The organism is Methylobacterium sp. CM6257 (assembly GCF_054611515.1).
Map to the genome: position 1 here is coordinate 5,457,373 of NZ_CM137735.1, position 26,921 is coordinate 5,484,293.

General features: G+C 70.8%; 27 protein-coding genes. 14 read left to right on the plus strand and 13 right to left on the minus strand.

Features of this window, described 5'->3' with window-relative positions; all coding sequences use genetic code 11:
- Positions 1 to 31: 31 nt before the first annotated feature.
- Together ACYCO6_RS26635 and ACYCO6_RS26640 are read left to right on the plus strand one after the other, a co-directional pair.
- Positions 32 to 2,137 carry a GumC family protein gene (locus ACYCO6_RS26635; RefSeq protein WP_459764929.1) on the plus strand — a complete coding sequence of 702 codons (2,106 nt, stop codon included), beginning with the start codon at positions 32 to 34 and terminating at the stop codon, positions 2,135 to 2,137.
- On the plus strand, positions 2,134 to 3,438 hold the full coding sequence (locus tag ACYCO6_RS26640; protein WP_459764931.1) for a VpsF family polysaccharide biosynthesis protein: 1,305 nt from the start codon (positions 2,134 to 2,136) through the stop codon (positions 3,436 to 3,438). The genes ACYCO6_RS26635 and ACYCO6_RS26640 overlap by 4 nt, the downstream gene beginning before the upstream one ends.
- Before the next feature lie 7 nt (positions 3,439 to 3,445).
- On the opposite strand, the gene ACYCO6_RS26645 is transcribed toward ACYCO6_RS26640, so the two are convergent.
- The gene (locus ACYCO6_RS26645) at positions 3,446 to 4,690 is read right to left on the minus strand and encodes a glycoside hydrolase family 5 protein (protein ID WP_459764933.1); all 1,245 of its coding nucleotides are present in this window, start codon (positions 4,688 to 4,690) and stop codon (positions 3,446 to 3,448) included.
- On the minus strand, positions 4,687 to 5,865 hold the full coding sequence (locus ACYCO6_RS26650; RefSeq protein ID WP_459764935.1) for a DUF1972 domain-containing protein: 1,179 nt from the start codon (positions 5,863 to 5,865) through the stop codon (positions 4,687 to 4,689). Before ACYCO6_RS26650 ends, ACYCO6_RS26645 begins: the two co-directional genes overlap by 4 nt.
- Positions 5,866 to 5,997: 132 nt before the next feature.
- Here ACYCO6_RS26650 and ACYCO6_RS26655 point away from each other — a divergent pair, with 132 nt between their 5' ends.
- The 3 genes from ACYCO6_RS26655 to ACYCO6_RS26665 all read left to right on the plus strand — a co-directional run bounded on the left by ACYCO6_RS26655 (position 5,998) and on the right by ACYCO6_RS26665 (position 9,541).
- Positions 5,998 to 7,227 carry a glycosyltransferase family 4 protein gene (locus tag ACYCO6_RS26655; RefSeq protein WP_459764937.1) on the plus strand — a complete coding sequence of 410 codons (1,230 nt, stop codon included), beginning with the start codon at positions 5,998 to 6,000 and terminating at the stop codon, positions 7,225 to 7,227.
- 191 nt (positions 7,228 to 7,418) lie between these two features.
- Positions 7,419 to 8,408 carry a sterol desaturase family protein gene (locus ACYCO6_RS26660; RefSeq protein WP_459764939.1) on the plus strand — a complete coding sequence of 330 codons (990 nt, stop codon included), beginning with the start codon at positions 7,419 to 7,421 and terminating at the stop codon, positions 8,406 to 8,408.
- Between the two features lie 2 nt (positions 8,409 to 8,410).
- Positions 8,411 to 9,541 (plus strand): GNAT family N-acetyltransferase, encoded by a 1,131-nt coding sequence (locus ACYCO6_RS26665; protein ID WP_459773747.1) that lies wholly within the window; start codon positions 8,411 to 8,413, stop codon positions 9,539 to 9,541.
- An 18-nt stretch (positions 9,542 to 9,559) separates the two neighbouring features.
- Here ACYCO6_RS26665 and ACYCO6_RS26670 read toward each other — a convergent pair whose 3' ends face one another.
- Positions 9,560 to 10,891 (minus strand): lipopolysaccharide biosynthesis protein, encoded by a 1,332-nt coding sequence (locus ACYCO6_RS26670; protein ID WP_459764941.1) that lies wholly within the window; start codon positions 10,889 to 10,891, stop codon positions 9,560 to 9,562.
- A gap of 115 nt (positions 10,892 to 11,006) precedes the next feature.
- A complete protein-coding gene (locus ACYCO6_RS26675; RefSeq protein WP_459764943.1) occupies positions 11,007 to 12,203 on the minus strand; it encodes an aminotransferase class V-fold PLP-dependent enzyme in 1,197 nt (398 codons plus the stop codon).
- 103 nt (positions 12,204 to 12,306) lie between these two features.
- Between ACYCO6_RS26675 and ACYCO6_RS26680 the strand changes: the two genes are divergently transcribed.
- Entirely contained in the window at positions 12,307 to 13,002 is a 696-nt protein-coding gene (locus ACYCO6_RS26680; protein ID WP_459764945.1) for a MoeA family protein, read from the plus strand.
- Positions 13,003 to 13,040: 38 nt separating this feature from the next.
- Entirely contained in the window at positions 13,041 to 13,913 is an 873-nt protein-coding gene (locus ACYCO6_RS26685) for a 4-(cytidine 5'-diphospho)-2-C-methyl-D-erythritol kinase (protein ID WP_459764947.1), read from the plus strand.
- A gap of 19 nt (positions 13,914 to 13,932) precedes the next feature.
- On the opposite strand, the gene ACYCO6_RS26690 is transcribed toward ACYCO6_RS26685, so the two are convergent.
- Together ACYCO6_RS26690 and ACYCO6_RS26695 are read right to left on the minus strand one after the other, a co-directional pair.
- The gene (locus ACYCO6_RS26690) at positions 13,933 to 14,406 is read right to left on the minus strand and encodes a hypothetical protein (RefSeq protein ID WP_459764949.1); all 474 of its coding nucleotides are present in this window, start codon (positions 14,404 to 14,406) and stop codon (positions 13,933 to 13,935) included.
- Between the two features lie 2 nt (positions 14,407 to 14,408).
- Positions 14,409 to 16,226: a chloride channel protein gene (locus ACYCO6_RS26695; RefSeq protein ID WP_459764951.1), complete on the minus strand. Its 1,818-nt coding sequence runs from the start codon at positions 16,224 to 16,226 to the stop codon at positions 14,409 to 14,411.
- Positions 16,227 to 16,403: 177 nt separating this feature from the next.
- On the opposite strand from ACYCO6_RS26695, the gene ACYCO6_RS26700 reads away from it, so the two are divergent.
- Positions 16,404 to 16,853 carry a MarR family winged helix-turn-helix transcriptional regulator gene (locus ACYCO6_RS26700; RefSeq protein ID WP_459764953.1) on the plus strand — a complete coding sequence of 150 codons (450 nt, stop codon included), beginning with the start codon at positions 16,404 to 16,406 and terminating at the stop codon, positions 16,851 to 16,853.
- Between the two features lie 78 nt (positions 16,854 to 16,931).
- Here ACYCO6_RS26700 and ACYCO6_RS26705 read toward each other — a convergent pair whose 3' ends face one another.
- Positions 16,932 to 17,951: a polyprenyl synthetase family protein gene (locus ACYCO6_RS26705; protein ID WP_459764956.1), complete on the minus strand. Its 1,020-nt coding sequence runs from the start codon at positions 17,949 to 17,951 to the stop codon at positions 16,932 to 16,934.
- Positions 17,952 to 18,119: 168 nt separating this feature from the next.
- On the opposite strand from ACYCO6_RS26705, the gene ACYCO6_RS26710 reads away from it, so the two are divergent.
- Both ACYCO6_RS26710 and ACYCO6_RS26715 read left to right on the plus strand, forming a co-directional pair.
- On the plus strand, positions 18,120 to 18,344 hold the full coding sequence (locus tag ACYCO6_RS26710; RefSeq protein ID WP_459764958.1) for a putative signal transducing protein: 225 nt from the start codon (positions 18,120 to 18,122) through the stop codon (positions 18,342 to 18,344).
- Entirely contained in the window at positions 18,341 to 19,087 is a 747-nt protein-coding gene (locus ACYCO6_RS26715; RefSeq protein WP_459764960.1) for a tRNA1(Val) (adenine(37)-N6)-methyltransferase, read from the plus strand. The genes ACYCO6_RS26710 and ACYCO6_RS26715 overlap by 4 nt, the downstream gene beginning before the upstream one ends.
- A gap of 9 nt (positions 19,088 to 19,096) precedes the next feature.
- On the opposite strand, the gene ACYCO6_RS26720 is transcribed toward ACYCO6_RS26715, so the two are convergent.
- Both ACYCO6_RS26720 and ACYCO6_RS26725 read right to left on the minus strand, forming a co-directional pair.
- Entirely contained in the window at positions 19,097 to 19,408 is a 312-nt protein-coding gene (locus tag ACYCO6_RS26720) for a hypothetical protein (protein ID WP_459764962.1), read from the minus strand.
- Between the two features lie 35 nt (positions 19,409 to 19,443).
- On the minus strand, positions 19,444 to 20,118 hold the full coding sequence (locus ACYCO6_RS26725; RefSeq protein ID WP_459764964.1) for a trna delta -isopentenylpyrophosphate transferase: 675 nt from the start codon (positions 20,116 to 20,118) through the stop codon (positions 19,444 to 19,446).
- 286 nt (positions 20,119 to 20,404) lie between these two features.
- Here ACYCO6_RS26725 and ACYCO6_RS26730 point away from each other — a divergent pair, with 286 nt between their 5' ends.
- From ACYCO6_RS26730 to ACYCO6_RS26740, 3 genes are read left to right on the plus strand one after another with little or no spacing between them, the layout of a single operon-like run.
- Positions 20,405 to 21,202 (plus strand): heme ABC transporter permease, encoded by a 798-nt coding sequence (locus ACYCO6_RS26730; RefSeq protein WP_459773748.1) that lies wholly within the window; start codon positions 20,405 to 20,407, stop codon positions 21,200 to 21,202.
- A 10-nt stretch (positions 21,203 to 21,212) separates the two neighbouring features.
- The gene (ccmD, locus tag ACYCO6_RS26735; RefSeq protein ID WP_459764966.1) at positions 21,213 to 21,356 is read left to right on the plus strand and encodes a heme exporter protein CcmD; all 144 of its coding nucleotides are present in this window, start codon (positions 21,213 to 21,215) and stop codon (positions 21,354 to 21,356) included.
- Positions 21,353 to 21,967, plus strand: coding sequence for a DsbE family thiol:disulfide interchange protein (locus tag ACYCO6_RS26740; protein WP_459764968.1), 615 nt, complete (start codon positions 21,353 to 21,355; stop codon positions 21,965 to 21,967). Before ccmD ends, ACYCO6_RS26740 begins: the two co-directional genes overlap by 4 nt.
- A 3-nt stretch (positions 21,968 to 21,970) precedes the next feature.
- On the opposite strand, the gene ACYCO6_RS26745 is transcribed toward ACYCO6_RS26740, so the two are convergent.
- Positions 21,971 to 22,585, minus strand: coding sequence for a septation protein A (locus ACYCO6_RS26745; RefSeq protein ID WP_459764970.1), 615 nt, complete (start codon positions 22,583 to 22,585; stop codon positions 21,971 to 21,973).
- A 133-nt stretch (positions 22,586 to 22,718) separates the two neighbouring features.
- Complete coding sequence (gene ftsY / locus ACYCO6_RS26750; RefSeq protein ID WP_459764972.1) at positions 22,719 to 24,059, minus strand: signal recognition particle-docking protein FtsY; 1,341 nt, start codon at positions 24,057 to 24,059, stop codon at positions 22,719 to 22,721.
- Between the two features lie 57 nt (positions 24,060 to 24,116).
- Here ftsY and ACYCO6_RS26755 point away from each other — a divergent pair, with 57 nt between their 5' ends.
- Positions 24,117 to 24,818: an RluA family pseudouridine synthase gene (locus ACYCO6_RS26755; protein ID WP_459764978.1), complete on the plus strand. Its 702-nt coding sequence runs from the start codon at positions 24,117 to 24,119 to the stop codon at positions 24,816 to 24,818.
- Here ACYCO6_RS26755 and mtaB read toward each other — a convergent pair.
- Together mtaB and dapF are read right to left on the minus strand one after the other, a co-directional pair.
- Complete coding sequence (mtaB, locus tag ACYCO6_RS26760; protein ID WP_459764980.1) at positions 24,788 to 26,014, minus strand: tRNA (N(6)-L-threonylcarbamoyladenosine(37)-C(2))-methylthiotransferase MtaB; 1,227 nt, start codon at positions 26,012 to 26,014, stop codon at positions 24,788 to 24,790. The two genes, ACYCO6_RS26755 and mtaB, sit on opposite strands and share 31 nt — an antisense overlap.
- Positions 26,014 to 26,901 (minus strand): diaminopimelate epimerase, encoded by an 888-nt coding sequence (gene dapF / locus ACYCO6_RS26765; RefSeq protein WP_459764982.1) that lies wholly within the window; start codon positions 26,899 to 26,901, stop codon positions 26,014 to 26,016. Before dapF ends, mtaB begins: the two co-directional genes overlap by 1 nt.
- Between the last annotated feature and the right edge of the window lie 20 nt (positions 26,902 to 26,921).

Genomic DNA, 26,921 nt, shown 5'->3' on the forward strand with positions numbered 1-26,921 from the left:
TTGACCTAGATTGAGACGACGGTGACCGATCGTGGCACAGATCGACCATAACATCGCTGTCGCGACCTGGCTCGCGCCCGTCCATCCGAGCCATCCCGAGCGGCCCGGGCCGGGCCGGCCCGACACGACCGCCGAGATCGGCGACCTGTGGCGCATCCTGTGGCGGCGCAAGCGGACCGTGTTCGGAACCGCCCTGCTGCTCGGGCTTGCGGTCCTGACCTACGCGCTCATCACCCCGTCCCTCTACACGGCGACCGCGCAGATCCTGGTCGACCCACGCGACCGGCAGGTGATTTCCAACGACGTCAATCCCGGCGCGCTGTCCCCGGACGGGGGCATCGCGCAGGTCGAGAGCCAGGTGAAGGTCATCGAGTCGGACGCGGTCCTGGGCCGCGCGGTGGCCCAGGCCGGACTTGAGACCGAGCCGGGCTTCGGCGCGCCTCGGAACGGCCTGATCACCCGCACCCTGTCGTCGCTGCGCGAGATGGTGTCCGGGCCGAAGACCGAGCGGCACGTCGATCCCCGGGGCCGGGCGCTCGACCAGTTGCGGCGCAAGCTCGCGGTCAAGCGCGCCGACAAGGTCTTCGTGATCGACGTTGTCGTCACCACCACCGACCCCGACCTGTCGGCCCGCATCGTCAACGCCATCGCGAATGCCTACCTGGCGGACCAGACCGAGGCCCGCTCCGACGCGGCCAAACGCGCCGCGGGCGACCTGCGCGGCCGGCTCGACGAGCTTCGCAAGGCCGTCAACGTCGCCGACAAGAAGCTGGAGGACTACAAGGCGCGCAACGGCCTGATCGCCGCGAGCGGCCGGCTGGTGAACGAGCAGCAGCTCACGGATCTGAACACCCGGCTGGTGGCGGCCCGGGCCCGCACGGCCGAGGCCAAGGCCCGCCTGCAGGGGATCCGGGATGTCCGCGGCCACCCGATCGGCTCCGGGGCGATGCCGGAGGCGGTGCAGTCCTCGGTGATCGACCGGCTGCGCGGCCAGTATTCCGACCTCGCCGCCAAGGAAGCGGACCTGCGCACCAATCTCGGCGAGCGCCACCCCTTCATCGCGGCCGTGCGCACGCAGATGCAGGATGTCCGCCGCCTGATCGACGCCGAGCTCAGCCGCATCGCGGGCGCCGCCGAGACCGAGTACCAGCGGGCCCAAGCCAACGAACGCACCCTCTCGGCCGAGCTAGAGCGGCTGCAGAAGCAATCGGCGGTCAACGCTCAGTCCTCGGTGCAGCAGCGCGAGCTGGAGCGTGAGGTCGAGGCAGCCCGTTCGGTCTACAATGCCTTCCTGGTCCGCGCCCGCGAGATCAAGGAGCAGACCAGCATCGACAGCTCGAATGCCCGGATCATCACGGCGGCCCGGCCGCCGCAGGATCCGAGCTGGCCGCCGCGGCTGATCCTGGTCGCCGCCGCCCTCGCGGGCGGCCTCGGCCTCGGCGCGGGCCTCGCGCTGACGCGGGAGTATCTCGCGCCCACGGTCCTGTCGCCGCGCCAGCTGGAGCGTCTCTCGAATGCGCCGGTCGTCGCGGTTCTTCCGGGCCTGAGGCCGGGCGGCTCCAGCGCGGCGGCCGCGAGCTTCACCCTCGACCACCTCGCCGCAACTTCGGGCGTCCGCGGGCGCTCGCTGGCGCTACTGGTGACCTCCGGCGAGTCGGACGAGGCCGAGCGCCGGGCCGTCATCGCGCTCCTCGCCTCGGTGGCTGTGGCCCGCGGCGACCGGGTGCTCCTGGTGGATGCGGACCTGCGCGCCGACGGCTCGGGCACCGGCGGCCTCCTCGACGTGCTGCGCGGCGAGCAGAGCCTGAACGCGGTCACACAGACCGATCCGAAATCGGGTGCGCGCCGGGTCGGGCTGGGCGACACTCAGAAGCCGATCCGGGACGCCCTCCAACCGTCCAACATCGAGCGCTTCATCGCCGGGGTGAAGGGCCGGTTCGAACTGGTGATCGTGGACGGCGGCGTACTCACCGAGAACCTGCGGCTCGGCCCCTTGGCAGCCGCGTCGGACCGGCTCCTGCTGGTGGCCTGCAACGGCGCGACCCGCCAGCGCGACCTGATCGACCTCGTCGACACGTCAGAGGCGCTGGGCCGCCCGATCTCCGGCTCCCTGCTGCTGGACAGGCGCAGCGCGTGAGGGCCGCCCGCCAGACGGTGCTGCCGCGGCGGTACAGTGCACCGGCGCGGACGGGCGCGGTGCTGCGCGGGCTCGCGCGGGCGGAAACCGCCGCCTTCGTGGTCTGGGCCCTAATCCTCGTCGGCGTCTCGGGCGGACTGCTCTGGGCGCTCGGACTCAACTACGACGGCATCAGCGGCGCGGCCGCGTCGAAGATCCATCCGGCGACCTATCTGGCGGTCGCCCTGACCGGCTGGACGCTGCTGCGCGCCGGCAATCCCGTGATCCCGGTGGCGCAGGCCCTGAGCCGCCGGCCGGCCTGCATGCTGCTGGCCTTCTGCGGGGTGCTGCTTCTCGTGCTCATCGCCGCCCGTGGCGGAACCGGGCTGGCCGGATCCATCGACACCTTCGTGCTGGCCGGACTCGTGCCGATCCTGCTCATGGACCGCGATGCCGCGACGCTGAGGCGGCTGGAGACCGTGTTCCACCTGGTCATGCTGGCCAACGCCCTGCTCGGGCTGTTCGAGTTCGCGAGCGGCCAGCGCTTCTTCCCGTTCCGCTTCGACGGCATGGCCTTCGAGACCGATACACGCTCCGCCGCGCTCCAGGGCCATCCCCTCGCCAACGCGACCCTGACCGCCTGCTACATCCTGGCGCTCGCCAAAGACGGCGGCCGCCTCGCGCCCGTCTATCGGGCCGCGATGATCGCCCTGCAGCTCGTCGCCCTGGTCACGTTCGGCGGCCGCTCGGCCACCGTGACGACGCTCGCCCTCGGCAGCCTTGTGGGACTCTTCGCCCTCGGCCGCGTGCTGCGCAGCGGCCGGATTCCCCTGGCCGCGGCGGCCTGCGCCTGCTTTGCCCTGACGATGCTGCCGGTGGCCGTGGCCGTGCTGGCCGCGGCAGGCTTCTTCGACAGCCTGCTGAGCCGCTTCGTCTCCGACGGCGGCAGCGCCCAGGCGCGGGTCGACATGCTAGCGATCTTCGACGCGATCCCGTTCCGGCAGTTGCTGCTTGGGCCGGACCTCCTGCAGGTGAGCACCCTGCGGCGGATCTACGGCCTGGAATGGGGCATCGAGAACTCGATCATCTCGGATGTGCTCTACCACGGCGTCTTGGTGACGGCGCTGCTGGTGGTGGCGGTCGGGCTCTATCTGGCGGAGATCGCGCGCTCCTGCCGGCGCGGCGTCTGGCTGCCGATCCTGACCTTCGTGATCCTGGTCAACACCTTCGAGGGGCTGGCCGGGAAGACCACGATGCTCGCCAAGTTCGCGCTGATGCTGATCGTGCTGTTTCCGCTGAGTCCAGGCCGCGCGCGAGCCTGAACGCGCCTCACGGCCGCGTGCCGAGCCCCAGCGCGGCCACCAGGGCGGGATCGGCCCTGTGGGCATCGTCCATCAGGCCGAGCCCGTCGAACAGGTTCCAGAACGACCACGCGAAGCCCGCCGTCTCTGCGGCCACGCGCACATCGCGGATATAGGCGGCGCGGTCGGGCGCCCGGGCGGCCGTGTAGCGGGCGTCGGTGCGCAGGGCCCCGAACTCGCCCATCAACACGTGATGCGGCGGGATGCCGTAGAGGTCGGCCCAGGTCGAGACCGGGGCCATCGCCTCGGCCAGATAGGCCGGTCCGGGCGCGGCCTCGAAATATTCGCGCAGCTTGGCCTCGATGACCTTCATGTCACGGGCCTTCTCCACCTGCGGGACGGAATGGTCGGCCTCCATGCGGGCCCGCACGGCGGCGAGCGTCTCCGCCAGGGCGCCCCGCGCGCCGGGCCAGGGCACGGCATTGAGCCAGCGGTAGAACGGCTCCTCGGTGAGCCACGTCGCACCCTGGTGGGAGAACAGGTATGGCTCGTAGAAGTGGAAGGTGTAGAGGAGCGGCGCGAACCGCGCGAGCGGCGCCGGGTCGAGGGCCGTCAATCCGGCCACGAGGCTGCCGCAGGCGCCGGTCGCCACCAGGGTGAGCGATGGCGCGGCCGCCCGAGCCGCGGTCAGGAGGCCGCTCTGGACTCCGTCCCAGGCTTGCGCGCCGCAGGCCTGCGGCGGCTCGTTGACCGGCTCCAGCGCCACCCGGTCGACGCCCTTTTGCGCGCACAGGCGGGCGAGATCGACGATGAGATCCCGATAGGCCGGGAAGAGCGGCGCCCCGTCAGAGCCGTAGAAGGCGTCCGGCGTGTAGTGGTGGGTCGCGGCATTAGCCTGGACGTTGACGAGGACCCGCATTCCGACGGCCAGAACCTCTTCGATGGCGGCCGACAGACTGGCGAACAGTGCGTCGCGCCGCTTGCCCGTGAAAGCCACGAAGGGGCCGGGATCGAAGGGCAGCCGAACGAAGTCGAAGCCGAGCTGGGCGAGATTGCGCAGATCCGTGGGGGACGGCACCGGACGGTCGGCCTGGAACGGCGGCCACGCGTAGTCGGTCCGCGGGGCCGGAAATTCGGTGGTGAGCGAGAACCAGGGCCAGAGGGCGATGCCTCTGCGCAAGGCCAACGGTTCGGGTGCGGCCCGGGCCGGCAGCACCTTCGCCCCCGCTATGGCGAGGCCGCCCACCAGCAGCGTCCGCCGGGTCGCCCTCACCGTCCCGTCCCGCAGACGGCCTCGGCGAGCGCGGTGCCGGGCCGGGCCGCCCGAGCCACCGGTGGATAACCGCCGACCCGCCGCGCCTCGGTCTCGTAGGCCGCCAGCACGTCGTCCCACCGGAAACGTTCGGCTCGGGCCCTTGCGGCCCTCCGCGCCGCGGCGAGCGCGGCCTCGTCGACGAGAACACGGTCGATCGCGTCCGCGCAGGAATCAACGTCCTCGAAATAGAACTGACCGTCACCGGCCGTGCCACGATTGAACGGGTTATCGTGGGCGATGACGGCATTGCCGGCCCACAGGGCCTCGACCAGGGACGGGTTGGTGCCGCCCACCGTATGCCCGTGCAGGTAGGCGCGTGCGTGCACCCGCAGCGCCTGCACTTGGTCGGCCTCGTAGATGGCGCCCGGGAACAAGACCTCGGGCGAGGCCGCGTCCTCCACCGCGCGGTGATACCGGTTGCCGACCTTCAACGTACCCAACACCACGAGGCGCATGCCCCGGGGCCGGCGCGAGAACGCCTCGACGATCGTCAGGATGTTGTTGTCCGGCTCGATGCGGGCGATCGAGACCAGGTAGCGGTCAGGCTCGAGCCCCAGCGGTGGCGGTCCCACATCCGCCGGCGGAGGGTCGCCGCCATACGGAATCGTCGCGATGGCGCTTCGGGGCCGGCGGCGGGCGAGGTGATCGGCGATGGCCGGATGGTCGGCGACGAGCCGCTGGGACGACCAAGCCGCGATCCACTCGCTGAGGTAGAAGAACGCCCGGACGGGCAGCGACCATTTCGGGCGTCGCCACTCGATCCCGTCCATATTGATCAGGATCCGGCCGCGGCGCGCGCGCAGGTAGGGCAGGAACACCGCACCGTTGTAGCCGAGCACGAGGCAGACACCGCCGCGCGCCGCCGCATCGCGGGCGCAGAAGGCGTCGAAGGCCAGCGTGGCGGCCGGGCCGCCCAGGCCCACCTGCACGGTGATGAGGTCGATGCCGTTCCAGCGGCGCGTTGAGACCCGCTCGCTAACCCGCTCGACGTCCTGCTGGCAGTACACGCCGACGCGCCAGCCGCGGCTGACCAGATGCAGCGCAAATCGTTCCGCAAAAGTCTCGAAGCCGCCATGGGCGGCCGGAATCCCGCGCGTTCCAAGAATTAGGAGTGCGGGCGCACGGTCGGGCATGATCCTTCCTTCCCTAAGGGCAGCTCATATTGTAAAGCTTTGCCAATACCAAGTAGTGAACTCGGTCTTGCAACCCTAGGTTGTTGGTTAATTTTTGACGTACATCGCATGGTGGACAAGCCGATATTGGATATGACTTCCTCCAGGCCGATCGGCCGCGTCCTCGGCCCGGCAGGCGGGAGCGTCCACTCGCCACGCATCACCTGCGTGCATCAGGGTTTCGAGCTCTACGGATCCGACCGCTGCTTCATCGAGACGGTGCGCTCCATCCGAGCGGCCCATCCCGCGGCGCAAATCGACGTGCTCCTGCCCCGGCGCGGACCGATCGTAGCGGCGCTGGAACCGTTCGCCAGCACGGTCGTCGTCGAGCCGCTCTGGATTCTGCGGCGCAAGAATCTCGCCCGGCTCGTCACCCTGGATCTGCTGACCCTGCCCGCTGCGGTGCTCCGCGCGCTCCGGCGCATCCGCGCGAGCGACCTCGTCTATATCAACACCACCGTGGTGGCCGACTATCTGCTGTCGTCCCGCATGCTGCCGGGCCGGAGCATCGTGCATGTCCACGAGATCCCGGAAGGCGCCGTGCTGAAGGTTCTGCGCGGACTGATCCGCTGGAGCGGCGCCAACGTGGTCTTCAACTCGCGCGCCACGGAGCGGGCCTACGGACTGCCGGCCGGCGCGATGGCCCGGGTGGTCTACAACGGCATCGCCGGTCCGGCCGAACCGAACCGGGGGCAGTACGACGGCAGCCGCCCCTTGCGCGTGCTGATGCTCGGCCGGATCAGCCGGATCAAGGGCCAGGACGTGCTGGTCGAGGCGCTGGCCGCGCTACCGGATGCCGTGCGGCGGCGGATCGAGCTGCGCATCGTCGGCAGCGCCTTCGAGGACGAGGCGCGCGAGCGTGCCCTGGTGGCGCGGATCGCCGAGGCCGGGCTCTCGGAGCGGGTCAGCCTGCAGCCCTTCGTAGCCGATCCGGCCGCACTCTACCGGTGGGCCGACGTGGTGACGATGCCCTCGCAGCGGCCGGAATCCCTCGGACGGGTCGCGATCGAGGCCATGTCCTACGGTGTCCCCCCGCTGGTGACCGACATCGGCGGACTCCCCGAAATCGTGGAGAACGGCCGGACCGGCTGGATCGTGCCGCCCGGAGGTCCGGAGCCCATCGCGGATGCGCTCGCGCGCATCGCCACGGATCCGGCGAGCTGGAAGGGGTTCGGCCGGGCGGCGCGGGAGCGCTACGAGAGCCTGTTCTCGGAGGCTTCGGCGGCGGAGGGGATCGACGCCATAGTGCGGGCAACCCTGTGTGATTCCGGGAGCGGAAAAGCTGCGCGCGGCACGGATGCGCCGGCTCGACCGGCGGCATGATGACCGGATTTAGGCCATTCTCACTTTGCGGTGGACAATCGTCGTGGACCCAAACTCCCATAAACACTGATCTGGGATCGTGTGCACCGCTCGATCGGGCGGTGCATGTCACGGCGGCGCGGGCGGCCCCGTGCCGCAAGCGCCGCGCGGACGAGGCTCGAGCCTAGCGCAGCGGAGGGAAACGCATCTTCATGGATGTCGCCCACTTCATTCAGCAGATCGTCGAGAGGGTCTCCGCCGAGAACCTGCTCGCCGCCGGCATGTTGTCCGCGACCGCACTCGGCTGCGCGCTGATCGCCTACCTGCGCACGGCGGAGCGCTACTCGTTCGCGGAGTTCTTCGAGTTCGCACTGCCCCGGGAGGTGATCACGCATCCCTCCGCTCGGGCGGACCTGCTCTTCTACGTCACCCGCAAGGCGATCATGCCGTTCCTGCTGATCCCGGCGGGCGTGACCTTCGTGGTCGCGGTCGGCTACGCCACCAACCGGCTGCTGGGGACGCTGCTCGGCGTCCACCAGCCGATCTTCGGCGCGCCCGGGCCCGTGACCGTGGTGGTGTTCACCGCCACCATGCTGCTGGCCTACGACCTGTCCTATTACCTCTATCACACGGCCCAGCACCGCTACCCGTTCCTGTGGGAGCTTCACAAGGTCCATCACTCGGCCGAGGTGATGGTGGGGATTACCAAGGACCGGGTTCATCCCCTCGACGAGCTGATGAACCGCGCCTGGGACGGGGTGATCCCCGGGATCTGCTTCGGGGTCTGGAGCCTGCTGGCCCTCAACCCTGTCGAGCTGACGGTGTTCGGCATCAACGTCTACATCATGCGCAACATTCTGATGATGGATTTCGTGCGCCACACCCATTTCAAGATCTCGTTCGGGCCGCTCAACAGCGTGATCCTCTGCCCGCACTGGCATCAGCTCCACCACTCCACGGCGCCGCAGCACTACGACAAGAATTTCGGCCTGCTGTTCTCGTTCTGGGACCTCCTGTTCGGCACCCTGTGCGTCCCGGTTCCGAACGAGGACTTCAAGTTCGGGCTCGTGGATCGGGACGTGGCCGACTACCAGTCCCTGTCGGGTCTCTACCTGCTGCCGTTGAAGAAGATGGGCCGGCGGATCGCGCGGCAGGTGCGCCGCATGCGCGGCTCGCTGGCGCAGACGAGGTCGGGCGCATGACCATGCCTCCCGAGCGCTTCGAGATCGTTCGCACGGCCGAGCGGCTGGCGCAGGTCGGTCCGGCCTGGATCGACCTGTGGACGCAGAGCGGCGCTCTCGTGTTCCAAAGCCACGCCTGGGTCTCCGCCTGGTGGGCGAGCGCCCCGGATCGGGACCGCCGGGCGCTGGCGATCGTGATAGCGTGGCGAGGCGACGACCTCGTCGGCGTCCTGCCCCTCGCCACCGTGCGGCGGAAGGGCTTCCGGGTCCTCGAATGGGCCGCCAAGGACTGCTCGGATTTCGGGGATGCGCTCCTCGCACCCGGCTCGGAGCGGGACCTCGTGCGCCGGATGTGGCGCCAGGCCTGCCGGGCCGGCGGCTTCGATCTCGCCTACCTGAACCGGCTCCTTCCGGACGCCGCCGCGCGGGTGCTGCTCGAGGCCGCGGGCGGGGGGGCCCGGCTGCGCCTGAATCATCGCGACGAGGCGAACTGGCGGGTGCGCGGCCCCTGGCCGACCGGGCAGGCCTGGTTCGACGGGCAGTCGAAGAAGACCCGGCAGAACTACCGCCGCGGCCAGAAGTTCATGAGCGAACGCGGACCGCTCACCTTCCGCCTTCTCGGTCCCGAGGAGCCGCTCGGGCCGGTGCTCGACCGGCTGACCACCTTCAAGCGGGCCTGGCTCGCGACCCACGGCCTCGCCTCGACGGCATTCTACGACGAGGGCTCCCGGGCGCTGCCAGCGATGGTGCAGGTGCTGGCCGAGGCAGGGCTGCTGCACGCCTTCGTGCTTGAATGCGGTGAGGACGTCGTGGCGGTCTCGATCAACTTCGTCCAGGCCGGCACGATGATGGCCTTCGTGACCACCTACGATCCGGCCTACGAGCGCGGCTCGCCCGGGATGGTGCTGATGATGGACTACATCATATGGTCCATCGACCGCGGGCTGCACACGGTGGATTTCCTGTGCGGCGACGAGGGCTTCAAGAGCCGCTTCGGAACGCAGAACCTAACCCTGACCTCGATGATGGGCGCACGCACGCCCCAGGGTGCCGCCGCGCAGCTCGTGGATCGCACGGGGCACGCGTTGCGTCAGCGCTTCGGCAAGACGGCGGCCCGCGCGGGTGAGGCGCCGGCCGCGGAGGCGGCAGCCTGAGGTTCCGGTGCGGCCTCCTCAGGGCGCCTCAGGCGCGGCTCGCCCGAGGGGGCGGCTCCGCGTGCGGCTCCGGAACGCACGGACCGACCATGCCAGCGTGGCGAGTTCGGAGGCGAGGAGGCCGAGGAGCGCGGTCGCGGCTGGCAGCAGCAGCAGGGCGGGTACCATGATGGCGAAGCCGAGCGCCGCGCTCGCCACCGCCCCCGCGGTGATGGTTCGGAACGCCGCCGACGCCTCCAGATAGGCGCGCGGGATCGCGTAGAGGAGCGAGAGGGTCACAACCGCCCAGACGCCGAGCCCGATCCAGCCCATCGGCTCGCCGGCGAACCGCCCCTTGAAGAGAACGTCCTCGACGAGCGGCAGCACGGCGGCCATCAGCGCGCCGTAGGCCAGGCAGGCGCAGCCGAGCAGGGCCGCGTGGCGCACGACGAGGCGCCGGGACGCGTGGATCTGCCCGGCGGCGAGCAGCCTGGTGATCTCCGGCAGAACCATGTTCATCAAGGCGTTCGTCGGGATCCGCAGAGGGGCGTAGAGTACGAGCGTGGCGGCGATCGGCGCATAGGCAGCTGGTCCGGCCAGGAGGGCGAACAGCAGGGTCAGGCCCTGCCCCTGCACGGTGATGCTGGTGATGCCGGCCAGCGACCATGCCAGCGTCCGCCAGATTGCCCGGTAGCGCGCCCGCGCCCGCGCATGGAGCGAGATCCGCAGCCGCTCGCGTGCCGCGCCGAAGGCCGCTGCGATGGCGATGGCATGCGCGAGGGCGATCGCCGCGAAGGCCCGGTCGAGGAGCGCGGTGCCCGCTCCGCGCAATCCCCAAGCGACGAACACGCCGCCGCAGACGGCGTAGACCACGTCGCTCAACCCGGCGATCCGCGGCCGGCCGCGGGCGAGGAGCACGATCCGCAGGTAGCTGCGGAAGGCGTAGAGACCCACGAAGGCACCGGCCGCCAAGGCGCCGAAGCCGATCACAGGCACCAGCGCCGCGCCGACGCCGAGGCCCATCGCCCCGGAAACCAGGATCGCGCCGGAACCGAACATCACATCGTAGCCCAGGGCCGCCGGTCGTCCCAGGCTGCGGGCGAGGTGGATCGTCGCCGGGACCGCCAGCAGCGCGCGGATGTACGTGATCCCGACGGCTCCGACCGTAAACACGATGGCGAAGAGGCCGTAATCGTGTGCGCCGAGCTCGCGCACCAGCAGGATGTTGAGAACGAAGTGGAACAGGCTCTGGATCAGCTCACCGGACAGGATCACGGCGAACCGGCCCGAGAGGGCGGCACGGATCGAACCGGGGAGTTGCAGGGCGCGGCCGGTATCCGGTGCGCGGAGGGTCTCACCGGGTCGCGGCATCGGTCTCGGCTACTGCTGCTGGGGACGTTCGGCTGGATGCGGCCGCGGCATCGCCGTGTCGTGATCTAGGCACGATCCGCGATGCGGCATCCGCATTCTTCCGGCCCCGTCCGAATTAGTGACGGTGCATTTCCGCACAGTCTCTCGTGTGCCGGTCGAAAGTGCCCCGAAGTGCGGCGATGCAGCGCACAAGATCGTCGTCCTGCACCCAGACGTGGGGACTGAGGCGCAGTGCACCCGAGCGCTCGCTCGCGAACACGCTCGCCTGACGCAAGCGGTCCGCCAGATCGAGCGGTAACCCTCCCGGTGGACGCACCCCGAGGATATGGGGCGCGCGCAGATGCCGCGGGCCGATCGGGAGACCCAACAGGGTGATTCCTTCAGCGAGCCGGTCTGTGAGCCGGCGCAGACGTGCCGCCACCGCCGGCACGCCCCAACCGGCAATCAGTTCAAGCCCGGTCGCCGCCATGGGTAGGGCTACGGGATCGTTGAGCTCGCCCCGATCGTAGCGCCGAGCGCCGGGTGCGGGCGAACGGTTTCCGACATGCTCCTCGATGGGTACGCCGTTCTGCCTGTGGGGCGCAGCGTACAGGAAGGCGAGGCCGTAGGGGCCGAGCGCCCATTTATACGTCGGGAAGGCCAGGAAATCGGGCCGCCACCGGTCCACGTCCACCGGGACGGCCCCAACAGCCTGGGTCGCGTCGATCACCAGGGCGGCCCCGGCCCGGTGGACCGCGGGCGCAAGACGGTCGAGATCGATCAGGCCGCCATCGCTCCAGTGCAGCGGGGTCATGGTCGCGATGGAGAGGGGTCTCGCCCCCGGACGTTCGATCGCAGCCAGAAGCGCGGCGGTCCAGTCGCCGTCGCGGGGACGGGCAACCTCCTCCACGACGAGCGCGTGCGTGGCCGCGAGCCGGTCGAAGGCGAAGCACAGGGAGGGGAACTCGTCGGCGACCCGCAGCAGGCGGCCGCCCGGCGCGGGGTCGAGGTTGCGCGCCGCTACGGCCATCGCTTGGCTCACCGCGCCGACGATCGCGACATCTTCCGGGCCGGCCCCGATCAGCCCGGCCGCCGCCGCGCGGGCCCGCTCGGCCCAGGCGGGAATCACCGCGCGCGAATGATCCCAAGGACGGCTCTTGGCGCGGATTCCGTCCTCGCCGGCGGCGCGGACAGCCCGCGGCAGGGGCGACCACGCCGCCGCGTCGAGATAGCTGATCTCCGCCGGCACCTCGAACAGGTGACGTTGGCACGGGAGTTCGTCGGCGGTCGGCATGGCGCGGAGAGCGTAGAGGATCGAATCCGCCCGGACCATGGCTCGGGGCTTGATCGCGCGGCCCCGATGCCGCAAGCCGGCGCACCACCGCGCGCGAGGCCGCCCGTGCCGACCCGCCCGCCCCCTCCGACCCCGCGCCGCCATGGGCCGCTTGAACATCGATTGGTCCGATGCCGCGCCCGCTCCCATGCGGGTCGCCGACGCGGTGGCCCTGATCCGGGCGCGCCTGCCGGTTCTCTCTGGGATCGAGAGGGTGCCCCTCGCGCGCGCAGCTGGCCGCGTCCTGGCGGAAGACCTGATCGCACCGATCCACCTGCCGCCCTTCGACAACGCCGCCGTGGACGGCTACGCCCTGCGGGCCGCCGACCTCGCCGCCGCGGGCGAAACACGCCTGCCCCCGGGCGGCCGGGTGCCGGCCGGCCACGTGCCGTGCGATACTGCCCCGGGGGCCGCGGTGCGGATCTTCACCGGGGCGCCCATGCCTCCCGGCACCGACACGGTGGCGATGCAGGAGGATGTCCGGGCCGAAGGGGCGGTCGTACTCTTGCCGACCGGCCTAGCGCCGGGCGCCAATCGCCGCCGGACCGGCGAGGATGTCGCCCGCGGCAGCGTGGCGATCCGGGCCGGCGCGAGTACCTGCGCGTGTGTCTTCGATCGGGTACCGACGGCGCGGCCGAGGCCGTCCCGGCACCGGAAGGTGCTCTCTCGGGGTTCTCGGCGAGCGACGGGCTGGTGGAGCTTGCCGAGGATCTCGCCGCAATCCGGATCGTCGATGCTCTGCCGTACCATCCGCACGGGGATCGTGGCTGAGCTGTTGTTCGGGCCTTCGAGCCTGTAGAGCCTCGGAATCACCCGCAACCAGCCGTCCGAGACCCCGTGACCCTGCTCGCAGACCGTGCCCCCGCCAAGGTCAACCTGACCCTTCACGTTCTCGGGCGGCGGGCCGGCGACGGCTATCACGCCCTCGAGAGTCTGGTGGCCTTCGCGGGCACGGCTGACCGGTTGACCCTGAACCCGGATGCGCCGCTCGGCCTCACCGTCAGCGGTCCCACCGCAGGCCCGGCCGGCCCGACCGACGACAATCTCGTCCTGCGCGCCGCCCGGGGGCTCGCCGCGCGGGTGCCGGATCTGCGGACCGGGGCCTTCGACCTGATCAAGCGCCTGCCGGTCGCCGCCGGGATCGGCGGCGGCTCGTCCGACGCCGCCGCCGCCCTGCGCCTGCTCGCGCGCCTCAACGGGCTGCCGCTCGATCACGCGGCCGTCGTCGCCGCTGCGCGGGAGACGGGGGCCGACGTGCCGGTCTGCCTCGACCCGCGGGCCCGGATGATGCGGGGCGCGGGCGAGGAGATCGGTCCGGCGCTCGGCCTCGCCCCTCTCCCTGCCGTACTGGTCAATCCCGGCGTACCGGTGCCCACGGCACCGGTCTTCAAGGCGCTCGGCCTCGCGGTCGGCCAGGATCTGGCTGGGGCGTCGCATCCCGAGATCGCCCGCAACCTTGACGCCGACGCCCTTCTCGCGACGCTGGGCCCGGCCCGCAACGACCTGGAAGCACCCGCTCTCACGGTGGCTCCGGTAATCGGCGACGTGCTGGCCGCCCTGCGCGCATGCGGTTGCCGGCTCGCGCGGATGTCGGGTTCGGGGGCCACAGTCTTCGCGCTGTTCGCCGATCGGCGCGGCGCCGTGCGGGCGGCCTCAGCGCTGCGTGCGGCCCGACCGGCTTGGTGGGTGGCGCCGACTTACCTGCGCTGACGCGTCCCTTCCATCGATCTCAGGCCGGCTCGGCCTCGTAGAGGGTCACGAGGCCACCCCCGTGCGGGACCATCACGCGCCAACGCCTGGTCTGCGGCAGGTCGGCGGGATCGACGGCGCTGGCGAGCCCGCTCGCGACATCGAAGATCGTGAGATCCCCGCCCTTGTCGCGGCCGCACAGATAGGCGCCGCTCGGGCCGACATGGAGGGCGGCCGGGGCCATCGCGGCCCGACCGGAGGCGAGGTCGGAGATCGGGCCGCTGGGCGCCAGGAAGGCATCCCGCAGCGCGATCGCCTCGGCCCCGGCATCGAGGCCGGGCATCAGGGGAAGATGTCCGCCCTCGGCGCGCCGGTTCAGCAGCAGCGCCCCGCGCCGGCCTTCCCAGGCGACGACGAGGGCGAGGTCTGGGTCGTCTTCCCATCCGACCAGACAACAGGAGCCCGGCCCGAGCCGGTCGAAACTGGTCGACCGTCCTGGAGACGGAGGCTCCATCGTCACCCTCCGACGGTCATGCGGCGCCCGCTTCGACCCGCCCGGAAGAATGCGCGGCGCTCGGCTTCGGATCGGACCACCGTGGCGCGGACCTGCAGCAGGTCCTTGCGGGTGAGCAGCCCCACCAGCCTGCCGCTCTGCGGATCCGTGACCGGCAGGCGGCCCTGCCCGGCCGCGAGCATCACGTCGATGGCGTGCGAGACCACGTCACCCGGATGGACCACCGCGAGATCGGCGTCCGAGACGCGCTCGGCGAGGGTGCCCTCCTCCGCTTCGTCGTCCCCTTCCTCCAGGGTCCAGCGCAGGGCATCGTTGCGCGAGACGAGGCCCACCGGACGGCCCGCGTCGTCGACGACCGGATAGGCGTGATGGGCGCCGGTCTCGATGGCGGTGAGCGCCTCGGCCAGCGGCAGATCCGCCGCCAAGGTCTCGACCTTCCGGGTCATCACCCCCTCGACCCGGGCGAGATCGTAGGGATCGATGCCGTATTCCCGGGTGACGTGCTGGCCGCGTCGGGCGATCTTCTCCGTCAGGATCGAGCGCTTGAGGAGCAGCACGGTGACCCCGTAGGCCGCCATGGTGGCGGCCAGGAGCGGCGCCAGCGCGGCGACGTCTCCGGTCACCTCAACGGCGAAGACGACGCCCGTCAACGGGGCCGGCAGCGTACCGCCGAGCATCGCGGTCATGCCGATCAGCGCCCAGAACCCGTGCGCGCCGGGAAGGGCCAAGCCGATCAGCCAGCCTGCGGCGCCGCCGATGATGAGCAGCGGCGCGAGCACGCCCCCGGAAGTGCCCGAGGACAGCGCGGCGAGCCAGATCACCGCCTTCACCGCCAGGATTGTCACGACGGCGCCCACCAGCATGTGCCCGGAGAGCAGGTCATGGATCACGTCGTAGCCGACGCCGAGGGCCCGAGGCTCCACGAGGCCGCCGAGGCCGACCACGACGGCCCCCAGAGCCGGCCACCACATCCAGTGCAGGGGAAGTCGCCCGAAACCGTCCTCCAGGGCATACAGAATCCGGGTCAGGGCTCCCGAGAACAGCCCGCAGACGATGCCCAGGGCCGCGCAGGCGGGCAGCCCCCACCAGGGCAGGGCCGGATTGTCGGCAAAAGGAAAGAGCGGACCCGCCCCGAACAGGGCCGGTCGCCAGCAGGCCGCCGTCACCGCCCCGACCGTGACCGGGACGAGGCTGCGCGGGCGCCACTCGAACAGCAGTACCTCGACGGCGAGCAGCACGGCGGCGACGGGGGTCCCGAAGATCGCCGTCATGCCGGCGGCGGCGCCCGCCACCAGCAGCGTCTTCCGCTCGGCCGCGCTGAGATGGAAGAGCTGCGCGAACAGCGAGCCGACCGCGCCGCCCGTGACGATGATCGGTCCCTCGGCGCCGAACGGCCCGCCGGTGCCGATGACCACCGCCGAAGAGAGGGGCTTCAGGACGGCCACCTTGGGCGACATCCGGCTGCCGCCGATCAGGATCGCCTCCATGGCCTCCGGGATGCCGTGGCCGCGGATCTTCTCCGAACCGTAGCGCGCCATCGCGCCGACGATCAGCGCGCCGCTCACCGGGATCGCCACCATCCAGGGGCCGGGCGTCGCATCCGCGAGCGAGGTCAGGGCCGTGTCGAAGCGGCCGTACCACGCGAAGTTGGTCACGAGGCCGATCAGGGTGAGCAGGACCCAGGCCGTGGCGCTCGCAGCGGTGCCGGTGACGACGGCCATCCCGGCCAGCGTCAGAACACGCCGATCTGCGCTGAAATCACCGAGGACCCGGCGCCTAGGCGTGTCGCCGCCGCGCTCGATCTCCGTCCCGCCGTGCATATAGGCCTCCTTTCCTCAAGCCTGCGGCTTATGTCGTAATACGATATATTCCACAACTCGATGGTCGCGTGGATCCTGGGGCGGATCTTGGGGAGGAAACGCCCGCGGGGCGCTTCCGGGCGCCTTCTGGCACCGGGAACGCATGTCGGAAGCTCGAAACAGGCAGGGGAGGCGAACATGGATGCCGCAGCGCCGGACACCGAGGCGCTCTCGCCGGAGCAATACGCGGCGCTCGCCGATTTCCGCTTCCGGCTCCGGCGCTTTCTCGCGTTCAGCGAGGCTGCCGCGGCCCGGGCGGGGCTTCCCCCACAGCAGCATCAGGCGCTGTTGACCTTGGCGGGTCATGCCGGACGCAAGCCCGCGACGGTGGGCCTGCTGGCCGAGCAGCTCCTGATCGCGCCTCACAGCGCCGCCGAACTGGTCGCTCGGATGGTGGAAGGCGGATTGCTGACCAAGGCTCGCTCCTCCGAGGATCGGCGGCGGAGCGAGCTGTCGCTGACCCCTCACGCGGAGGCGCTGCTGAAGGGGCTGACGGCCGCCCATCTGGATGAGCTGCGCGGGCTTGCACCGGCGCTCGCGGAAGTCCTGAGCCTCCGCTCCGCCCCGCTGAAGCGACAAGCCGAGTAGGGTCCGGGGGAAGACGGCAGCCTCAGGCGAGCCGGAGGTGCGGCGCCGAGGCCCGCCTCTGCGAGAACGAGCCCCGTCTCAGCGCGCTCGCGAGACGCAGAACTCCACCGCGCCGTTGAGCGCGGCCTTCACTGGCCCCTCCGGGAAGATGTCGAGGGCGGTGCGGGCCTCGGCCCCGTAATGATGGGCGCGCGCCACCGTCTCCTCGAGAGCACCGTGGCGCTGGAGCAGGTCGAGGGCCGTCTCCAGATCGCCGTCGCGGATCTCGCCCTGCTGGAGTGTACGCCGCCAGAAGCCCCGCTCGCCCTCGCTGCCCCGGCGGTGGGCCAGCACGATCGGCAGGGTGATCTTGCCCTCGCGGAAATCGTCGCCGACGTTCTTGCCGAGCTCCGCCGAGGTGCCGCCGTAATCGAGGACGTCGTCGATCAGCTGGAAGGCGATGCCGAGATTCATCCCGTAGGCGCGGGCGGCCGCCTGCTCCATCTCGGGCCGGCCGGCGAGAACGGGGCCGACCTCGCAGGCCGCGGCGAACAGCTCGGCGGTCTTGCCGCGGATGACCGCCAGATAGGCAGCCTCGTCGGTCTCCAGGTTCTTGGCGTTGGTGAGCTGCATCACCTCGCCCTCGGCGATCACCGTGGCGGCCGCCGAGAGGATGTCGAGCGCCCTCAAGGAGCCCACCTCCACCATCATCCGGAAGGCCTGGCCGAGCAGGAAGTCGCCGACCAGCACCGAGGCCTCGTTGCCCCACTTGATCCGGGCTGCGACGCGGCCACGGCGCATGTCGCTCTCATCGACCACGTCGTCGTGCAGGAGCGTGGCGGTGTGCATGAACTCGACGCTGGCGGCGAGCTTCACGTCCCCGTCGCTCTCGCCCGCGTAGTCGCAGAGCTTGGCGCAGGCCAGCGTCAGGATCGGGCGCAGGCGCTTGCCACCGCTGGCGATCAGGTGATTGGCGACTTCGGGAATCATCGCCACCTCGGATCCGGTTCGCGACAGGATCGTGGTGTTGACCCGCGCCATGCCGTCCGCCACCAGCACGACGAGGTCGTTCAGCCCCGCCTCCGCCTCGGGCTTCGGGTTCTCGATGGATAGGGCCATACCCAAGATCCGTGACCTCCAGACCGGTTTCCCCTTCCGGGGCGGGCGATCCCTTCGCACGCGCCCCGCGGCGCCGCAACATCGGCCCCGATCGGATATGGGGTTCCGAGGGTGCGGGACGGGCGCGGCGAAACCGCCGGTCCGCCCGCTCGCGGGCGGAGGGACACGATGATCGAGCTGATCCGGGCCAACGATGTCGTGCTGATCGGTTTCGCCCGCTCGATCCTCGAAGCGGCCGAGATCCCGGTCCTGGTAGCGGATAGCCACATGAGCCTGATGGAGGGCTCGATCGGCGTGTTCGGGCAGCGCCTCCTGGTGCCGCGCGACCACGAAGCCCAGGCAAGGCGGCTGCTGGGCGATGCCGGGCTTGCCCACGAGCTGCGCCAGCCGTGACGCACGGGCCGGATGCCTTTCTGGGCGGAACCCTGCGCCTGCATCAGCCGCCCCGGGGGGCGCATCGGGCCGGAACCGACGCGGTGCTGCTCGCCCGGCTGCTCATGACGACGGCAGGCGACCGGCTCTGCGACATCGGCGCCGGAACCGGGGCGGTCGGGCTCGGCTGCGCGGCGCTGACCCCCGGTCTCCGACTGACTTTGGTCGAGCGCGACCGGGACCTTGCCGGGCAGGCGCGAGCGAACGCTACCCTCAACGGGATCGAGGCTCAGGTGATCGAGGCCGACGTGCTCGCCCCCGCGGCGGAACGTCGCGCCAGGGGTCTTCTGCCGGACAGTTTCGATCTGGTCCTGACAAATCCACCCTTCTTCGCCGCGGGCAGCCATCGCGCCTCGCCCCATTCCGGTCGGGCCGCGGCGCATACCTTCACGGACGGCGGCTTGGATGCCTGGATCCGCGCCTGCACGGCGATCCTTCGCCCGGGCGGTCGGCTCGGGCTCATCCACCGCGCGGACGCGCTCACCGCCTGCCTCGATGCGCTCAAGGGCCGCTACGGCAGCTTGGCAATCCGGCCGGTCCATGCCCGCGCCGAGACGCCCGCGATCCGCATTCTGATCCGCGCGACCAAGGGAAGTCGCGCCGCGCCGTGCCTGCTCCCGCCCCTGGTTCTGCACGATCCCGATGGCGGCTTCACCCCGGAAGCCGAGGCGCTCCACCGGGGCGCGCCCTGGCCACCGGGGTGATCGGGCCACTCACGCCGCCAGGGCGGCAGGCTCCTCGTCGCGGATGCCCAGGAAGCGCTCGACCTCCGACAGATCCGAGAAGGACAGAAATTCCGGGCGCAGCGGCTCGGGCAGCCCCTCGAAATTGAGTCCGGGGAACGTGTCGGGATGCGGGTAGAGCTGCCAGGCGGCGCCCGGCTCCACCGGCGGGAACAGGATCGCGACCTTCTCGGCCCCGAGCCGCACGATCCGCGTGGGGCTGTAGGACAGCGTCTCGATGCTCCAGCCCCGGTGGACGTCCCGGCGGGCCTTCATGGTGCGTCGGCTCGTCGCGCGATGCATGGCGGTCTCCTGCGGTTGGGGATGGATCGGAATGGTCAGGCGGCACTGCGGCGACCGGAGCGCTTGGGCCAGCCGAGCGCCACGAGGCGCGCCTTGGCGTAGTCGCGCACTTCGTCGCGGGTGCCGGACGGCATCGTCGCCAAGACGGCCTGAGTGGCGCCGTCCAACATCAGGTCGGTGACCGCGTTGATCGTCTCGGCCTCGTCGATGCGGCGCTTGAGGTCACCTTCCGCTTCTGTGACCTCGTCGAAAGCGGGCGGCTCCTCGAAATCCCCGTCCACCGCCCGGACGGCCGGCAGCTGGGCGCGAAATTCGTCCGCCTCCTCCTCCGAATAGACGAGGCCATGAAGCTCGATGAGCTTGAGGATGACGCGGTCCTTCCCCCGCTTCTCGGCCATGGCGTAGACGTACGCGGCCTGCTTGCCCGAGACGCGGTAGTTCACGTTCACCAGCGCCTCGCCCAGCGACCACTCCACCCGGTCGGTACCGGGCTTGGCGCCGGGCAGGCGCCCCGTCACCAGGATCACAGCCTCATCGCGCTCGGCGCGGATGATGGTGGGCGGCTCGAACACGATCCCGGCCTGCGCGGCGATGCGCTCCAGGGTCTTGTGGTAGATCACGGCCGTCCCCTGGACGCGCCAGACGTTGCCCCCGAAGGGCTCCCCGTAGCGCACGAGGATGTCGGCGATCTGCTTGTCAGCGGTTCGCATGCGGGTCTCGTTCCGGCGGGAGCGGGCCGCGTCGTCCACAGCTTTGTAAGGCGACGCTCTTTCGTTCGCTTTTTGTTCCCATCTATATGCGCAATCCTCCCGACCTGCGCAAGGGTTCGTCCATCGAATGCGCAGCCTGCGCGTGCCTGTTCAGAACGCGACGGTCCTCCGGGGCTTCTTCGGCGCGAGCTCACGGCGCCATCACCGGGCGCGGAAAAGCCCCGCATTGTTGCTGCACCGCGTCCTAGGGTAGACCGCGGGAACGATGTCCGAGACCGAAGCCGCGATGACGCCCTCCCTCTGGACCCGCCTGTCCAATCCCGGCCACTTCATGCGCTGGTCGGGCGCGCTGGTGCCGTGGCTCACCGCCCTGTCGTTGGCCGCCCTCGCCGTTGGCCTGTACCTGACCTTCTTCGTGGTGCCGCCGGACTACCAGCAGGGCGAGACCGTGCGGATCATGTACATCCACGTCCCGGCGGCGTGGCTGGGCGTGTTCTTCTACGGCGCCATGAGCCTGTCGGCCATCGGCACGCTGGTCTGGCGCCATCCGCTGGCCGACGTGGCGCAACGCGCCGCGGCGCCGATCGGCGCGGCCTTCACGCTGATCTGCCTCGTGACCGGCTCCCTCTGGGGCAAGCCCATGTGGGGAACCTACTGGGTCTGGGATGCGCGGCTGACGTCGATGCTGGTCCTGCTGCTGATCTATTGCGGCATCATCGCCCTATGGCGGACCCTGGAGGATCCGAACCGCGCAGCCCGCGCGGTGGCAATCCTGACCCTGGTCGGCGCCGTGAACCTGCCGATCATCAAGTTCTCGGTGAACTGGTGGTCGACCCTGCACCAGCCGGCCTCGATCCTGCGCATGGGCGGTCCGACCATCGATCCGTCGATGCTCTATCCGCTGCTGGTCATGATCGGCGCCGCGACGCTCGGCGGGACGACGCTGCACCTGTACGCGATGCGCACCGAGATCATGCGCCGCCGGGTGCGGACGCTGACGATCCGCGAGGCCGAGCGCCTCGACCGAACCCAGCCCCGCCTCACCCCGAATCCGGCCGGACTGCCGGTCGGCCAGCCGGTCTAGGAGTGCCGCGATGGATCTCGGGTCTCACGGCGGCTTCATCCTGGCCGCCTATGCCTTCACGGTGCTGGTGATGGCCGCCCTCGTCGGCAACGCGATCCGCGACCGGCGGGCGCAGCTGCGCGCATTGAAAGGCTTCGGCGAGGACCGGCGATGATGGCTCCCCTCGACGACGCGACCGGGCGTCCGCCGCCGGTCCGCCGCTCGCTCCTGCTGATCGTGCCGGCCCTCGCCTTCGCGGCGCTCGCGGTCGCACTGTTCCTGCGCCTCCGCTCGGGGGCCGATCCGGCAGCCCTGCCCTCGGCGATGATCGGCAAGCCGGTGCCGAGCTTCGATCTGCCCGCCGTGCCGGGGCTCACCGCTGCGGGCGCGCCGGTGCCGGGGCTGTCGAGCGCCGACCTGAAGGGCCAGATCACGGTTCTCAACGTCTTCGCCTCGTGGTGCGCCCCCTGCCAGGTGGAACACCCGATGCTGATGCGGCTGGCGAAGGAGCCCGGGATCCGGCTTGTCGGCATCGACTACAAGGAGCCGAGCCCGGAGGCCGGGCAGCGCTTCCTGATCAAGCACGGCGTGCCGTTCAGCGCCGTGGGCGCCGATGCCAGCGGCCGTGCGGCGATCGATTTCGGCGTCTACGGCGTCCCCGAGACCTTCATCATCGGGCCCGACGGCGTGATCCGCGACAAGCTCGTCGGGATCCTCACGCCGGAGAACTTCGCGAGCGTGCTCGCCCGTATCCGGGCCGCCGGGAAGGTGGCGGAGGCGCGGTAGCGATCACGCGCCCGGCTGCGGTTCCTTGCGCTCGTAGCGGGTGAGCAGGGGCGTCTGCGCCAAGGCGAAGAGCACGGTGATCGGCATGATTCCGAACACCTTGAAGTTCACCCAGAAATCTTCAGTCTGAGTCCGCCACACCACCTCGTTGAGGCCGGCGAGGACGAAGAAGAACAACCCCCAGCGGAGAGTCAGCTTCCGCCAGCCCTCCTCGGTGAGACTGAACATCGAGTCGAGCACCACCGACAGGAGAGAGCGCCCGAAGGCGAGGCCGCCGAGCAGCACGGTTCCGAACAGCGCGTTCACGATGGTCGGCTTGACCATGATGAAGGTCTTGTCCTGCAGCGCCAGCGTCAGGCCGCCGAACACCACCACGACCACGCCCGAGACGAGTGGCATGATCGGCAGACGCCGGACCATGACGTAGTGGATCGTGAGCGCCACCACGGTGGCCGCGATGAACAGGCCGGTGGCCACGAACAGCTTCTGGTCGGGCGTCACGCCGAACCGCTCGGAATAGGCGTTGCCCAGGAAAAACAGCACCAGAGGGCCGAGTTCCAGCGCCAGTTTGATGGGCGGAGGCAGGTGACGGTGCGGGGGGACGGATTCGATCTGCATGCGCTCTGGCTGGCTTGGATGCGGCGCTCTCGATATGTCCGAGATGCCGGACTTGCTCGGTTGCGGCTGTGTGTAACGCGGGGCGCCCGAAGTCCATGACGTCGAGCGCCAAAGATCGACGGGCGCCCGCGCGCTAATCCTTCTCCAGTCCGGCAATCGCCCGGGCGAAGTCCCGCGCCGCGAAGGGCTCCAGATCCTCCACGCCCTCGCCGACGCCGATGAAGTGGACCGGCAGGCCGAACTTGGCCGCAAGCGCCACCAGAATGCCGCCCCGGGCCGTGCCGTCGAGCTTGGTCATCACCAACCCGGAGACCGGTGCGGCCTGCGAGAACAGCTCCACCTGCGAGAGCGCGTTCTGACCGACTGTCGCGTCGAGGACGAGGAGCGTGGCGTGTGGCGCGTCCGGATCCTGCTTGCGCAGGACGCGGACGATCTTCTCCAGCTCCGCCATCAGCCCGGCCTTGTTCTGGAGCCGGCCGGCCGTGTCGATCAGGAGCACGTCGGTCCCGGCGGCGGAGGCCTGCTTCAGGGCGTCGAAGGCGAGCCCCGCCGCGTCCGCCCCCTGAGCGCCGCTCACCACCGGGGTGCCGGTGCGCGCACCCCAGACCTTGAGCTGGTCGATGGCCGCCGCGCGGAAAGTGTCGCCGGCTGCCAGCATGACGGTGCGCCCCTCCGCCCGCAGCTTCGAGGCGAGCTTGCCCAATGTCGTGGTCTTGCCCGCGCCGTTCACCCCGACGGTGAGGATGACGAACGGCTTCTTGGCGGCATCGACGGTCAGCGGCACCGCCACGGGATCGAGGGCCCGCTCGACCTCGCTCGCCAGGATCACCCGCACCTCGTCGGGGGAGATCCCCTTCTCGTAGCGGCCCTTGCCGACCGCTTCCGAGACCCGCATCGCGGTCTCCAGGCCGAAATCGGCCTGGATCAGGGCGTCCTCCAGATCCTCGAGCGTGGTGGCGTCGAGCTTGCGCTTGGTGAACAGGCCGGTGACCCGCTCGGACAGCGCCGAGGAGGTGCGCTTCATCCCGGAGGTGAGACGGGTCCACCACCCCTTGGCCTCGGGCTCACGCTCGGGACCGGCCCCGGCATCGTGGGCGAGCGCCGCCGCGCTATCCAGCGGCTGGATGTCCGGCGCCGGTTCCACCACCGGTTCCCGGACCGCGTCGCTCGTATCAACCGGATCGGCCCCGTGCTCGGGTGCGTCGCCGGCCGTCCCGGCGGGGGGCCGCTCGGGCTCGCCCTGTATGGGCAGCAGATCCGCCCCCTCGACGACGTCGGCGACAGGTTCCCCGGTCTCCTCCGGCGGCAGCGGGACGTGATCGACGTCCTCCGCCCCGGTAGCGAAATCGGGCTGGCCCTCCGAAGGCGAGGCCGCCTCGGCGGGCAACTCGGCCTCGGGCTTCTCGTCGCCCGGGCTCGGGGTCTTGCGCCCGAACAGGCGCCCGAACCAGCCGGGCTTGTCCTCGCTCGCCATGAAATCGCGTCCTCAACCCACCTTGCCCACCCGTCGCCGACCCTCTAGCCGATCCGGATGCCCAACGCCTTCGACATAGGCGCGCGCCTCCTCTACCGCGATGCCCTGCTGCTCGTCATCGACAAGCCGGCGGGTCTGCCGGTGCATCCGGGTCCGCGCGGCGGCGAGACGCTGACCGATCATCTCGACGCCCTTCGGTTCGGCCTCCCCCGCCGTCCCGAGGCGGCGCACCGGCTCGACCGGGACACGTCGGGCTGCCTCGCGCTCGGACGCCACGCCAAGGCGCTGGCGCGGCTGGGCAAGCTCTTCGCCGGGAGCGCCGTCGACAAGACCTACTGGGCGATTGTCGAGGGTGGTCCCTGCGAGGAGAGCGGCACCATCGACCTGCCGCTCGCCCGCCGCTCGGACGATCCGCGCTCCTGGTGGATGAAAGCCGATCCGGCGGGCGATCCGGCGCTAACCCATTGGCGGGTGCTCGGGCGGGCCGATGGCCGGACCTGGCTGGAACTGAAGCCGGTCACGGGCCGCACCCACCAGCTCCGCGTCCATTGCGCCGCCTCCGGCTGGTCGATCCGGGGCGATGCGGTCTACGGCAGCGCTCCGCGCGGGAGTGCCCTGCACCTGCACGCGCGGTCGCTGTCGATCCCGCTCTACCCGAAACGCGAGGCTATCACAGTCACGGCGCCCCCGCCGCCGCACATCGCGGAGGCGGTGACGGCGATGGATCCTCAGGCCGCGATCAGCCGCGCGCCGTCGTGAGCCGCGATCGCGACGCTGTGGAGGGTCCCCGGCGGCAGTGCGGCCGCGAGGCGCACCGGCGTGAAATCCGCGCTGCGTCCGACGCCGCCGCGCTCCGCCAGGACGGTGAGCCGGCGTCCGACCTGTCCGTCGAGGTGCCGCCGCAGGGCGTCGGCACCGACCGCGCGCAGCCGGGCGGCGCGCTCCCGGATCATGTCGGGCGCGACGGGGGGCATGCGCGCCGCCGGCGTCCCGGGCCGGGGCGAGTACGGAAACACGTGGAGGTGCGTCAGGCCGCATTCCGCCACGAGATCGAGGGAGCGGGCGAACTGCGCCTCGGTCTCGGTGGGAAAGCCCGCGATCAGGTCGGCGCCGAGCACGATACTAGGCCGCAGCCGCCGCACCGTCTCGCAGAAGCGGATCGCGTCGGCGCGGGCGTGCCGGCGCTTCATCCGCTTGAGGATCAGGTCGTCGCCCGCCTGCAGCGACAGATGCAGGTGCGGCATCAACCGCTCCTCCTCGGCGACGGCCGTGAGCAGGGCCTCGTCCGCCTCCACGGAATCGATGGAAGACAGGCGCAGGCGGGCAAGGTCCGGCACCGCGCGCAGGATCGCTCGAACCAGGCCGCCGAGGGAGAGCACCGGCCCGGGCAGGTCGCGCCCGTAGGCGGTGAGATCGACGCCGGTGAGAACCACCTCGCGGCCGCCATGCGCCACGATCGTCTCGACCTGCGCGATCACGTCGGCCGCCGGCACCGAGCGCGAATGGCCGCGTCCGAAGGGAATGACGCAGAAGGTGCAGCGGTGATCGCAGCCGTTCTGCACGGGCACGAAGGCGCGGGTATGCCCGGCCATCGCCTCGATCCGCGTCGGCTCGGCCGCGCGGACCTTCATCACGGCGCCCGGGCCGGCGCCGGCCGCCGACCAGCCCTCAGGCCGGAGCTTCTCGCCGTTGCCGACGAGGCGCGACACCTCGGGCATCGCCGCGTAGGCGTCGGTCTCGACCTCGGCGCCGCAGCCCGTGACGACGATCTCGGCCCCGGGCCGCTCGCGGGCGATCCGACGGATCGCCTTGCGGGCCTGCCGCCCGGCCTCGGCGGTGACCGCGCAGGTATTCACCACGACCCGGTCGCGTCCGTCGGCCGCGGCGTGAACCCGCAACGCCTCGGATTCGACCGTGTTGAGGCGGCACCCGAAGGTGAGGGTCTCGACTGCCATCAGGCGCTGCCGGAGAACAGCTCCGGCGCCAGGGTGCCCTCGGCCACGAGCGCGACCGGGCCGGTCATCAGGACATGGTCGTCGGCGCGCCATTCCACGAAGAGCTCACCGCCGGGCAACGCGACATTCGCCTGCCGGCCGATCATCCGCAGACGCGAAGCCGCCACCACCGTGGCACAGGCAGCGGTGCCGCAGGCCAGCGTCAGCCCGGCGCCGCGCTCCCAGACCCGGAGCTTGATCGCCTCGCGGCCCAGAACCTGCGCCACCGAGATGTTGGCGCGCTCTGGGAAGAGCGGGTGGTTCTCCAGCATCGGACCGATCCGGGCGAGATCGTAGGTATCCGGGTCGTTCTCGACGAAGAACACCGCGTGCGGGTTGCCCATGTTGACGACGCCCGGCGAGTGAAGGACCGGATCGTCGATGGGGCCGACCTGCAGCTCGATCCGCCGCGTGTCGGGGAAGGGCTCGGACAGGGGAATCTCGCCCCAGGCGAGCCGGGGCCGGCCCATGTCTACCGTGAAGGCTCGTTCGGAGACCCGGCGGACGCCAAGGAGGCCGGCGGCGGTCTCCAGCGTCAGCCGTCCGCCCTCGGCCGGACGGGCCATGGCCGGATCGTCGAACATCGCATAGGCGACGCAGCGCGTGCCGTTGCCGCAGGCGCCGGATTCCGAACCGTCGGTGTTGTAGATCCGCAGATACGCGTCCGTGCCCGGGCTCACGGGATCGTGCAGCACCATGAGCTGGTCGAAGGCGGAGGCGGGATCCTGCGCGATCGCCCGCGCCTCCTCGGGCTTCACCGTGACGGCGGAGCCGCGCAGGTCCAGCACCACGATCGCGTTGCCGGCGCCGTGCATCTTCAGGAAGCGTCTGTGGGCGAGTGCGCTCATGCAGTCCCGCGGCTTGAGGG